General features: G+C 64.8%; 8 protein-coding genes. 4 read left to right on the top strand and 4 right to left on the bottom strand.

Annotation, left to right across the window (positions count from 1 at the left end):
• Window positions 1–11: 11 nt before the first annotated feature.
• Window positions 12–782: an SDR family oxidoreductase gene (locus MTX21_RS11935; RefSeq protein WP_280965002.1), complete on the bottom strand. Its 771-nt coding sequence runs from the start codon at window positions 780–782 to the stop codon at window positions 12–14.
• Between the two features lie 230 nt (window positions 783–1,012).
• Window positions 1,013–1,300, bottom strand: a complete 288-nt coding sequence (locus MTX21_RS11930) for a hypothetical protein (RefSeq protein WP_280965001.1) — start codon at window positions 1,298–1,300, stop codon at window positions 1,013–1,015.
• 57 nt (window positions 1,301–1,357) lie between these two features.
• Between MTX21_RS11930 and MTX21_RS11925 the strand changes: the two genes are divergently transcribed.
• The 3 genes from MTX21_RS11925 to MTX21_RS11915 all read left to right on the top strand — a co-directional run bounded on the left by MTX21_RS11925 (window position 1,358) and on the right by MTX21_RS11915 (window position 7,315).
• Window positions 1,358–2,770 (top strand): CoA transferase, encoded by a 1,413-nt coding sequence (locus MTX21_RS11925; protein ID WP_280965000.1) that lies wholly within the window; start codon window positions 1,358–1,360, stop codon window positions 2,768–2,770.
• Window positions 2,771–2,924: 154 nt separating this feature from the next.
• Entirely contained in the window at window positions 2,925–4,169 is a 1,245-nt protein-coding gene (locus tag MTX21_RS11920; RefSeq protein ID WP_280964999.1) for an efflux RND transporter periplasmic adaptor subunit, read from the top strand.
• A 29-nt stretch (window positions 4,170–4,198) separates the two neighbouring features.
• Window positions 4,199–7,315, top strand: coding sequence for a CusA/CzcA family heavy metal efflux RND transporter (locus MTX21_RS11915; protein WP_280964998.1), 3,117 nt, complete (start codon window positions 4,199–4,201; stop codon window positions 7,313–7,315).
• 5 nt (window positions 7,316–7,320) lie between these two features.
• Here the strand turns inward: MTX21_RS11915 and MTX21_RS11910 are convergent, their stop codons facing one another.
• On the bottom strand, window positions 7,321–8,283 hold the full coding sequence (locus tag MTX21_RS11910) for an amidohydrolase family protein (protein WP_280964997.1): 963 nt from the start codon (window positions 8,281–8,283) through the stop codon (window positions 7,321–7,323).
• 163 nt (window positions 8,284–8,446) lie between these two features.
• Window positions 8,447–9,790, bottom strand: a complete 1,344-nt coding sequence (locus tag MTX21_RS11905; RefSeq protein ID WP_280964996.1) for a TolC family outer membrane protein — start codon at window positions 9,788–9,790, stop codon at window positions 8,447–8,449.
• 315 nt (window positions 9,791–10,105) lie between these two features.
• Here MTX21_RS11905 and MTX21_RS11900 point away from each other — a divergent pair, with 315 nt between their 5' ends.
• Window positions 10,106–11,965 carry an acetyl-CoA hydrolase/transferase C-terminal domain-containing protein gene (locus MTX21_RS11900; RefSeq protein ID WP_280971031.1) on the top strand — a complete coding sequence of 620 codons (1,860 nt, stop codon included), beginning with the start codon at window positions 10,106–10,108 and terminating at the stop codon, window positions 11,963–11,965.
• The last annotated feature ends 27 nt before the right edge of the window (window positions 11,966–11,992 follow it).

Genomic DNA, 11,992 nt, shown 5'->3' with positions numbered 1-11,992 from the left:
GGAGTGCCTTCCTAAAAATTCACCCGGTTCGAGATCCCGCCATCGACGACAAGATTGGAGCCCGTGGTGAACGACGACACCGGACTTGCCAGAAACACCGCCGCGCTCGCGATTTCCTGCGGCGTCGCCATGCGTCCCGTTGGATTGCGGGACAGCGCATCTTCGTAGCGCGTGGGCATGTTCTGCTCGACCATGTTCCAGACGCCGCCCTTGAAATAGACGGTGCCCGGCGACACCACATTGACGCGGATCTTCTTCTTTGCGTATTGCCGCGCCAGTCCCTTGGCCATGTGGATCAGCGCCGCCTTGACCGGGCCGTAGGAGCTTGCCTGGTCGGCCTGCGCCGCCGAGATCGAAGAGATGATGACGAAAGCGGCATCGCCGCTCTTTTCGCCGCTTGCCTCGAGGAACGGCCGCGCGGCGTCGAACGCATGCACGGCGCCGAGCACGTCGAGCCGGAAATTCTGCTCCCATGACGCGGCATCCGCTCCTTGCGCCATCGCGCCGGCATTGGAGAACAGCATGTCGATGCCGCCGAGTTCTTTTGCGACGCCCTCGATCCAGGATTTCAGCGCCGCGCCATCGGTGACGTCGACCGGGCTGCCGGTCGCGCGAATCCCGCTCGCCTTCAACTCGGCGACGGTGGTGGCAACCTGATCCGCATTGCGCGCGCACACCGCGACATCAGCACCTTCACCGGCAAGCGTCGCCGCAATCGCCCGCCCGATGCCGCGCGTGCCACCCAGCACGACGGCGGTTTTTCCTTTGAGACCGAGATCCATTGTTGGTTTTCCTTCTTGTTGTTGGCCGCGAGCAATCTAACCGCGATGAAACGCGGAGCCTCGCCAATGTCGTCCTGGCGAAAGCCAGGACCCATTACCATGAACGCGCGTTGTTGCGTGATGCTGTGGCCAGGGCGCGTCTAACAACGTTCGACCGGGGTAATGGGTCCTGGCTTTCGCCAGGACGACATCGCGTCTGCGGTTGATTGCGTCGCTCACATCGAACGCCCTCACTCCGGCGCGGCGCCCACCGGCGGGCCGCCGGGTGGGCGGTGCAGGAAGGTCAGCGATACGTAGGCGCCGACCCATGAGCCGATCGCTGCGAAACCGACATAGAAGGCATTTTCGGTGTAGCTGATCACCGCGTAAGACGAGAGCAGGTACCAGACCGCGCTCCAGGTCGCGGCGGGCACGCGCTTGCGCGCGACGACGGCGGAGGTGAACATCACATACACCGCGTCGGTTGCTGCCGTCGCGACCAACACGGCACCCGCAGTGAGGGGATCGATGGCGACCATTGCAGTCCTTTCCGTGCTAATGGGATGGTCGGCAAAACTAAAGGGAGAGCAACGGCCATGCAAAGCCCCGCCGGTATCCTCAGGGACATCTGGACCTCCGTCGGCGGCGAGGTGTCCGCGCTCGAACGCGTGCGCCTGACAGGCGAGGAGCCGCAAATCCCGTCCTCGTTTCGTGTCGCGGCCGCAGGCCAGGCCAGCGTTGCGGCCGCGGGTCTTGCCGCGGCGGAAATCTGGCGACTGCGCAGCGGCGAGGCACAGGACGTTTGCGTCGACATGCGCCACGCCGTCGTCGAATGCCGTTCCGAGCGCTACTTGCGCGTCGACGACAAGCCACCGCCGCCCGCCTGGGACGCGATCGCCGGAGTCTACAAGACCGGCGACAACCGCTTCGTCCGCTGCCACACCAACTTCCCGCATCACCGTGAGGCCGTCTGCAAGGTGCTGGCCTGCGAGCCTCAGCGCGAGAAGGTGCAGTCCGCGCTGGTGCAGTGGAAGGGCGAGGATTTCGAGACCGCGACGTACGCTGCCGGCGGGGTCGTCGCCTTGATGCGATCCTACGAAGAATGGTCGGCGCTGCCGCAGGCGCGCGCGCTCGCCGAACTGCCGCTGGTCTCGATCGAGAAGATCGGTGACGCGCCGCCAAAACCCTGGCCCAAGGGGTTATCGAAGAGCGACCGCCCACTGTCCGGCCTTCGCGTGCTCGATCTTTCCCGCGTGATCGCGGGCCCTGTCGCAGGCCGCACGCTCGCGGCACACGGTGCAGACGTGCTCCTGATCTCGGGACCCGAACTGCCGGCGATCCCCTGGCTCACCATCGATACCGGGCGCGGCAAGCTCACCACGTTCGTCGAACTGAAGAGTGAGACGGGGCGGGCGCAATTGCGCGAGCTTCTGAAAGACGCCGACATCTTCTCGCAAGGCTATCGCCCGCGCGCGCTCGCCGCGCTCGGCTTTTCACCGCAGGACGCAGCCAAGATCAATCCCGGCATCGTCTATGTGACGCTGTCGGCTTACGGCCATGCCGGCCCGTGGGCCGAGCGGCGCGGCTTCGACTCGTTGGTGCAGACCACGACCGGCTTCAACCATGCCGAGGGCCAGGCGGCCGGCATTGACGGGCCGAAGGAATTACCGGCGCAGATGCTCGATCATGCCACCGGCTACCTGATGGCGTTCGGCGCGATGATGGCCAAGGTCCGCCAGGCGCGCGAAGGCGGAAGCTGGCACGTTAGCGTATCGTTGGCGCAAACCGGACGCTGGCTGTGGAATCTCGGACGGCTCGAAGGTGGGCTAAACACCCCGGAGATTCCGGGGGATGCCGTACATCTGGCGTTCATCGAAACCATGCCATCTGGCTTCGGCACACTGCAGGCGGTGCGCCATTCGGCGCTGCTGTCGAAAACGCCGGCACAATGGAGTCGTCCGGCGATGCCGCTCGGCAGCCATCCGGCACTGTGGCCGGCTCGTAGCTGACACCAAGCTGACGTAAGCGCTCACGTGGCAGAATTTTAACGCAAACCGAAAGGCGACCTGCGTTTTTTGGTTGTTTGAAATCCCAATTCGGCACTATTAGCGCAACCGATGACGCGGTCATTTGCCGATATCATCGCAGACATGACCGGGCCCCATGGTAGTTGAAAATACCAAGCGATTGCAGGTGCTTACAAAGCAACGGGTGATCACATCCGTAGTTTTACTGTTACTTGCCGGAGCCGGCGTCTATGGCTTCGTCTTTGTAGGGGCCAAGGAGAAGAATCACTCCGAAATCTCCAGCCAGTCGCGCAGGAACGCCCAGAATTTCACGCCGACCCCGTCCGAATGGGCGACGCTTACAATGGAGCCGGTCAAGGCCAAGACCTTCCGCGCCGAATATGTCACCGAAGGCAAGGTCGCAGTCGACGAGGATCGCTCGACGCCGGTGTTCTCGCCCTATGCGGGCCGCGTAACCAAGCTGCTGGTGAAGCCCGGCGAGAGCGTCAAGCAAGGTCAACCGCTGTTCACGATCGAGGCCGCCGACACCGTGCAGGCCCAGAACGATTTCATCTCGGCGATGACCTCGCAGAACAAGGCGAAGTCGGCGCTCGAGCTCGCCGACATCCAGTACAAGCGCGCCAAGGATCTGTACGAAGGACACGCCGTTCCGCTGAAAGATTACCAGCAGGCCGAGACCAACCAGATCCAGGCGCAGAACGACATGCGCTCGTCGGTGACGGCGCTGGAAGCCGCACGGAACAAGCTGCACATCCTCGGCTTCAGCGATGAGGCGATCAAGGCGTTCCAGGACAAGGGCAGCATCAATCCGGAGATCACGATCTATTCGCCGCTGTCAGGCACGGTCGTGCAGCGAAAAATCGGTCCCGGCCAGTATGTCAACTCCGGCGCCAGCGATCCGGTCTTCGTGATCGGCGACCTTTCCACGGTCTGGCTCACCGCCTTCGTGCGCGAGAGCGATGCGGCCTCCGTCTGCATCGGGCAGGACATCAGCGTCAACGTGATGGCGCTGCCGGGCCGCCCGCTGACCGCCAAGATCAACTACGTCGCCGCGGCGATCGATCCCAGCACCCGCCGCCTGCTGGTGCGCGCCACCATCGAGAACAAGGACGGCCTGCTCAAGCCCGAGATGTTCGCCAACGTCACGATCTATTCGGCAGGCGACCGCGCCGCGCCCGCGGTGCCGAAGCAGGCGCTGATCTATGAGGGCGACCAGGTGCGCATCTGGGTCGCGCGCGACGACAAGTCGGTCGAGCTGCGCCACATCAAGATCGGTCTCGTCAATGGCGACCTCGTCGAGGTCACCAGCAACCTCAAGCCCGGCGAGCAGATCATCACCAAGGGCAGCCTGTTCATCGACCGCGCGGCGTCCGGTAGCTGATCGACGACCCCAGCATAACGAAGACCTGAATGGATCGCCTCGTCGCCTTTGCCGTCAACCGGCGCTTCCTGATGGTCGGCATGTTCGTCGCCGTGCTGATCGGCGGCCTGATTGCGTTCAACCAGCTCAACATCGAGGCCTATCCCGATCCGACCCCGCCGATGGTCGATGTGGTGACCCAGAGCCCGGGCCTGTCGGCAGAGGAGATCGAGCGCTACATCACGATTCCGATCGAGACCCAGGTGGCGGGTCTGAAAAATCTCACGACCATCCGCACCATTTCGCTCTATGGCCTGTCCGACATCAAGCTGCAGTTCTCCTTCGCCTACACCTATGACGAGGCGCTGCAGCAGGTCCTGAACCGGTTGGCGCAGCTCGCGCCCTTGCCCGGCAACGTGCAGCCGCAGATCTCGCCCTTGAGCCCGATCGGCGAAATCTTCCGCTATCGCCTTGTCGGTCCGCCGAACTACAGCGTGCTCGATCTCAAGACCATCCAGGACTGGATCCTGCAGCGCCGCTTCCGCGCCGTGCCGGGCGTGATCGACGTGACGGGGTGGGGCGGCAAGACCAAGACCTACGAAATGCAGGTCGACTTCAACAAGCTGATCGCCAATGGGCTCACGCTACCGCAGGTGCTCCAGGCGGTGAGCAACTCCAACGTCAATGTTGGCGGCAATACCGTCAACATCGGTTCGCAGTCGGCCGTGGTGCGAGGCGTCGGCCTGATCCGTTCCATCGACGATCTCGCCAACACCATGATCGCGCAGACCGCGGGCAATCCGGTGCTGGTCAAGGACGTCGCGACCGTGACCGTCGGCGAGAAGCCGCGGCTCGGCATCGCCGGGCTCGACGATGCAGACGACATCGTACAAGGCATCGTCTTGATGCGCCGCGGCGAGCAAAGCACACCGACCATCAAGCGCGTCGAACAGCTCGTTCAACAGATCAACAACTCCTCCATCCTGCCGCCCGGCGTGCACATCGAGCGCATCTACGACCGCAAGGACCTGATCGACCTCACCACTCATACCGTGCTGCACAACATGGTGGTCGGCATTTTGCTGATCGTGCTGCTGCAGTGGATATTCTTAGGCGATCTGCGCAGCGCGCTGATCGTCGGCGCCACCATTCCGTTCGCGCTGTTCTTCGCCGTGATCATCCTGGTGCTGCGCGGGGAATCGGCGAACCTGCTATCGGTCGGCGCGATCGACTTCGGCCTGATCGTGGACGCCACCGTCATCATGGTGGAGGCGATCTTCCGCCGCCTGACTCAGACCACGCCGCTCACCGAGTTCGAGCAGGTCTCGAACGAGACGCTGTTCGGCATGAAGAGCCATGCGATCCTCAGCGCCGCGGCCGACGTGTCGCGCTCGATCTTCTTTGCCGCTGCCATCATCATCGCGGCCTTCCTGCCGCTGTTCACGCTCTCCGGCGTCGAGGGCAACATCTTCGGGCCGATGGCGCGCACCTATGCCTATGCTCTCGCCGGCGGGCTGCTCGCGACCTTCACGGTGACGCCGGCGCTATCCGCAATCATTCTGCCGGCGCATGTCGAGGAAACCGAAACCAAGGTCATGCTGATCCTGCACCGGATCTATTCGCCGGTGCTGCATTGGGCGGTCGCCAATCGTAACATCGTGCTCGGCGGTGCAGTCGGCATCGTCGTGATGACGCTGGCGCTCAGCCGGCTGCTCGGCCTCGAATTCCTGCCGAAGCTGGAGGAGGGCAATCTCTGGATCCGAGCCACGCTGCCGCCGACCATCTCGCTCCAGGAAGGCAACACCTACGTCAACGAGATGCGCAAGCTGATCCGCAGCCGGCCTGAGGTCGAGTCCGTGGTGTCGCAGCACGGCCGCCCCGATGACGGTACCGACGCGGCCGGCTTCTTCAACGCCGAGTTCTTCGCGCCGCTCAAGCCCGCGAGCGAATGGCCGGGCACGCATGACAAGGAAGAGCTGACCGCGCAATTGCTCAAGCAGCTCGACGATCGCTTCCCCGGCGTCGAGTTCAATTTCTCGCAATATCTCCAGGACAACGTTTCCGAGGCCGTCTCCGGCGTGAAGGGCGAGAACTCGATCAAGCTGTTCGGCAGCGATCTCCAGGCGCTGACAGACACCGCCAACAAGATCAAATCGGTGCTGGCGACCGTGCAGGGCGTCACCGACCTTGCGGTGTTCACCTCGCTCGGACAGCCGACCATTCAGATCGACATCAACCGTGCCAAGGCCGCACGCTACGGCCTTGCGCCCGGCGACATCAATGCGACCATCAAGGTCGCGATCGGCGGCGATACCGCGGGCGATCTCTACGAGCCCGGCTCGGACCGCCACTTCCCGATCATCGTCCGCCTCGCGCCGGAATACCGCAAGAGCGCCGAGGCGATCCAGAATTTGCGCATCGGCGCGCCCGGGCCGAACGGCACCATCACGCAGATCCCCCTGAGCGAGGTCGCGACCATCAGCCTCGTCTCCGGCGCCGCTTACATCTATCGCGAGCAGCAGGAGCGTTACCTGCCGATCAAGTTCTCGGTGCGTGAGCGCGACCTCGGCAGCGCGATCCGAGAAGCGCAGCAGAAGATCGCCGACCAGGTGCAGTTGCCGCCGGGCTCGCACATGGAGTGGGTCGGTGAGTACGGCAACCTCCAGGACGCGATCCGGCGGCTGTCCATCGTGGTGCCGATTTCGCTGGCGCTAATCGCCATCCTGCTCTGGTTCAATTTCGGCTCGATGACAGAAACACTGCTCGCCATGAGCGTGATCCCGATGGCGATTTTCGGCGGCGTGCTCGGCCTCGTCATCACCGGCACTCCCTTCAGCGTCTCCGCGGCGATCGGCTTCATCGCGCTGTTCGGCATCGCCGTGATGGACGGCATCATCATCATCTCGCAGTTCAACCAGCTCATCGAGGAGGGAATCGACCGGATGACCGCGGTGATCCGGACCGGCGAATTGCAGCTCCGCCCCGTGCTGATGACCTGCGTGGTTGCAGGCGTCGGGCTGTTGCCCGCGGCGCTCTCGCAAGGCATCGGTTCGCAGGTGCAGAAGCCGCTGGCGGTCGTCGTCGTCACCGGCATGATGCTGGCGCCGGTCGTCATCCTGGTGACGTTGCCGGTCCTGATCTCCTTCTTCTCGCGTCGCGCGCGCTGAGAGCCTCAGAACCCGTAGAGCCGCGCCGGATTGTCGACCAGGATTTTCTTGCGCACATCGGCATCCGGCGCCCAGACCGGAAGCTGGTTGAGCAAGCGGCCGTCGTCGATCTGGTAGAGCGGCGCGATGTCGGTGGCCTTGCGCCCCTCGACATGGCTCGAATCCGGATGCGGCCAGTCGGTGCCCCAGACGATGCGGTCCGGATTGGCCGCGATCAGCGCGCGCGCATAGGGCACCATGTCCTGATAGTCGGGCGCGAGCTTTGACGAACGATAGGCTCCGGAAATCTTCACATAGGCCTTGCCGGATTTGACGAGCGCGATCAGGTCGGCAAATCCCGGCTGCTCCAGCCCGAGCGAGGCCTCAAGGCCGCCGAAATGGTCGAACACGGCCGGCACGGGTGCCGCAAGCACGAGATCCTTGATCGCCGAGATCATCGGCAGCGTCGTGTAGAGCTGCACGTGCCAGCCGCGCGCCTTCATGCGCTCGACCGCCGCGGTGAAGCGGGTACGTCCGACATTGGGATCGCTGATGCCGCCGGTGGCGAGATTGATGCGGATGCCGCGGAAGCCGTCCTGCTGCATCGTATCGAGCTGGGCCTCCGTCGTCTTGTCGTCGATCACCGCGACCCCGCGCGCGGTCGCGCCGCGCGCCTTCATGCCGAACAGGGTGGAGGAGTTGTCGGTGCCGTAGACGCTCGGCGTCACGATCACCACGCGCTCGATATGCAGCGCCTTGTGCAGCGCCGCCATCTCCTCCGGAGAGGCCGGCTCCGGCGTATAGACGCGCCCTGCAAAGAACGGAAACTTCTCGGGATCGCCGTGGATATGGGTGTGGCAGTCGCACGCGTGGGCCGGGACATCGAAATTGACCGGCGTCGCGGGCTGCGCTGCCTTGGCGTGGGCTTTGCTGGTCATGGCTACTCCTGCGGCAAGGGAGGCAAGCAGGACGCTGCGTCGGTTGAGCATGGTTTCTCTCCCCGCTTATTGTTCTGATCGAGGGAGAATATCACGTCCGCCGGCGGCGCCTTCGTCCAGCGGCCGCATGGCTGGTGAGCGTTGCAGGGAGTTTCTTCAGGGCTGGCCGGCGGGATTGGGGGCCGGACGCCGGAGGCGGATATGTCGCGAGCGATCACTGCCCCGACGGCGTGCGCAGGCCGTGCCAGGCGTCGCGGACCTGGTGATAGTGCACTTCGGGCAGATAGTCCGGCGTGTTCAGGTTCAACGTCTTGACGTCGAGATGCCCGATGGCGCTGAGCAGCGTGTAGGACGCGATGACGCGGTCGCGCAGCGCGCCGATCAGGCGTGCCTTGGCCTGGATCAGGTCGGCCTGCGAGTTCAGCACGTCCACCGTCGTGCGCTGTCCGCCGGCCGCCTCGCGCTGCACGCCTTGCAGGGCGACCGTGGCTGCCTTCACTTCGGACTCGGAAGCAGAGACTGCGATCTTGGCGCCCTCATTGGCAACCCAGGCGCTGACCGCGGCGGTGCGCGCCTGGTTGCGGACTTGGTCGAGCACGAGCCGGCTCTGCGCCGTGACTTCCTTGGCCTGCCGGGTTTGCGAGGCGGCCTGGCCGCCGTCGTAGATCGGGGCGGTGACGTTGGCGACGATCGAGGCCTGGTCGGTGCCGAAGGTGCCGAGCGTCGGGTCGCTGTCGCGGCTGCGGCTGACGCTGCCCTGGACGCTGGCGCTGGGCAGCAGCGCGCCTTCGGCCACGCGGATGTTGGTCGAGGCGACGTCGACGTCGAAACCGGCGGCCATCACCGCCGGATGCTCGCGGATCGCCATCGCCATCGAATCCTCCCGGCTCTTCGGCAGATAGCGATCGACGACCTCGGCGGGGCGAAGCTGCGCGGGCGGATTGCCGATCACCTGCGCATAGGTCGCCTGGCTCACCGCAAGCGCGACTTCGGCGGCGTTGAGATCGGCGAGCCCGCGGTTGAGGCGGGCCTCCGCCTGCGCGGTGTCGGTCGGGGTGACGTCTCCGGCGTTGAGGCGTCGCTGGGTGACAGCGAGCGTCTCGCGCAGGAAGGCGACGTTGGAGCGTTGGGCTTCGACCAACGACTGGTTGGCAAGCACGTTGGTGTAGGCCGTGACCGCGTCGAGCAGCACGCCCTGTCCGACATTGCGCAGTGCCTCGCGGCCAGACTGCACCTGGAGCTCGGCGACCCGCACGCTGTTGGCGGTCCGGAAGCCGTTGAACAGGGTCTGCGTCACGGTGACGCCGATGGTCCAGGGCTTCAGCGTCGCGGTCTGGATGGTGTTGTTGGGCAGCAGGTCTCGTACCGCTTGCAGGCCGGCGCTCAGGCTCGCCACGATCTGCGGCCGGTAGCCGACGAGCGCCTGCGGCACATTCTCGTCAGTCGCGCGCTGCCGCGCGCGCTCGGCATTGAGCTGCGGATTGGTCTGGTAGGCCTTGGCCAGGGCCTCGGGCAGGGCTTCGGCCCGCACAGGGGCCGGCAGGGCGCACGTCAGCATCAGCGCAGACCATGCGACAAGAGCAGGGCCCGCGCCCGGTCGACGCCGCATCCACTCGCGGCCAGTACTGGCGGTCCGCCCGTTCATATGATCCCGCAAAACCCCGGCTGTCCGCCCCCGCCGACGGCGGCCCTCTTAACTGTTTAACCAGCGGAGGTCTCGCAGGCAAACTGCCGCGGATGAAACCCCCATGAAATCCGTGCTTGTTGCAGGTGCGTCACACACGAATCCCATCCCCAAATGCGCTATAGGAGAGCACAGACGCCTCTCGATCCCGGAAGGCGCCTTTGCCTTGCGGTCCGGACCTCGCGGATGATGCCGAAACTGTTCTCCGACGCCGACGCTCTCGCCGAGGAGATCATTCGCGACGTCGGGACCGATCTTGTGGTCGGGCTGCCGCTCGGCCTCGGCAAGGCCAATCATGTGGTCAATGCTCTCTATGCGCGGGCTTGCGCCGATCCTGACATCAAGCTGACACTGCTCTCGGCGCTGACACTGGAAAAGCCGAAGCCGGCGAGCCTGATCGAGCGCCGCTTCATCACGCCCGTCATCGACCGCCTGTTCGGCGGCTATCCCGATCTCGCCTATGCCGGCGCGCTGCGCGAGGGCAGGTTGCCGCCCAATGTCAGTGTCTTCGAATTCTTCTTTCTTGCAGGGCGCTGGCTGCATGTGCCTGCAGCGCAGCAGAACTACATCTCGGCCAACTACACCCACGCCGCGGACTATCTCCTCGCATGCGGGCTCAACGTGGTGACGCAGCTTGTCGCCAAGCGCATCGTCAATGGCGTGCCGCGCTACAGCCTGTCCTGCAATACGGACACGACGCTGGACGTGCTGCGCGAGCGCCGCGCCGGACGCGCATCGTTCAAGCTGATCGCGCAGGTGAATTCCGAACTGCCGTTCATGCCCGGCGCGGGCGATCTTCCGGCCGATGAGTTCAGCGCGGTTCTGGAGAGTGCTGCGACCGACTTTCCGCTGTTCGCGCCGCCGTCGGAGCCGATCTCCGATACCAAATATGCCATCGGGCTGAATGCGGCATCGCTGGTGCCCGATGGCGGCTCGCTTCAGATCGGCATCGGGCAGATCGGCGACGCACTGGCGCAGGGCCTGATCCTGCGCCATCGCGACAGTGCAGCCTTTCACGACATCATGACCCGGCTGTCGCCGGCGCGGCCGGCGGTCGCTCAGGAGACCAGTTCGTTCGACTTAGGCCTCTACGGCGTCAGCGAGATGCTGACGGAGGCGTTCATCGGGCTGATCGATGCCGGCATTCTCAAGCGCGCAGTCGACGGCGTCGTGCTGCACGGCGCTTTCTTTCTCGGTCCAAAGTCCTTCTATCGCGCGCTGCGCGAGATGCCGCCCGACCAGATCGCGCGCATCCAGATGATGCCGGTGTCGTTCACCAACGCGCTGTATGGCGAGGAGGAGCAGAAGCGCCGCGCCCGCGTCGATGCGCGCTTCGTCAACAACACGATGATGGCGACTCTCATGGGAGCCGCCGTCTCCGACGGCCTCGACGATGGGCAGGTGGTGAGCGGCGTCGGCGGGCAGTACAATTTCGTGGCGCAAGCCTTTGCGCTGAAGGGAGCACGATCGGTGCTGACGCTCGAGGCGACGCGGCAGGCCGGCGGTAAGCTCCGATCAAACGTCCTCTGGCGATACGGGCATGAGACCATCCCGCGGCATCTGCGCGATGTCTTCGTCACCGAATATGGCGTTGCCGATCTCAGGGGAAAGTCGGACGCCGACGTGATCGCCGCAATGCTTGCGATCGCCGACTCGCGCTTCCAGGACGAGCTGATGCGGGTTGCGCAGGAGGCCGGCAAACTGCCCCGCGGCTACGAGCTCCGGGCGGTCCATCGCGAGAACCACCCCGAGCGGATTGCGAAGGCGCTCAAAGGCGCGCGCGAAGCCGGGCTGCTGCCGTCGTTTCCGTTCGGCTCTGATTTCACCGAGGTCGAGCAACGTCTCATCCCTGCGCTGCAGATCCTGCAAGGTGCGCAGCGCTCGCCACGCGTGCTCGCGGGCCTGCTATGGCAGGGAGTGACACGCATTCCCGACGCGGCCGACGAGGCCTGCCTCGCACGCCTTGGCCTTGATCGTCCCAAGACCTGGCCGGAACACGGCTATCGCGCGCTGGTGAGTGCAGCCTTGGCGCGGAGCCGTAGCAACTAACTCGGCCGTCGCCGGGACGACTGCGAA

Source organism: Bradyrhizobium sp. ISRA430, from assembly GCF_029909975.1.
Classification (GTDB): domain Bacteria; phylum Pseudomonadota; class Alphaproteobacteria; order Rhizobiales; family Xanthobacteraceae; genus Bradyrhizobium.
The sequence above is the reverse complement of the archived record's forward strand: the minus strand, read 5'-3'. Positions and strand labels throughout refer to the sequence as shown.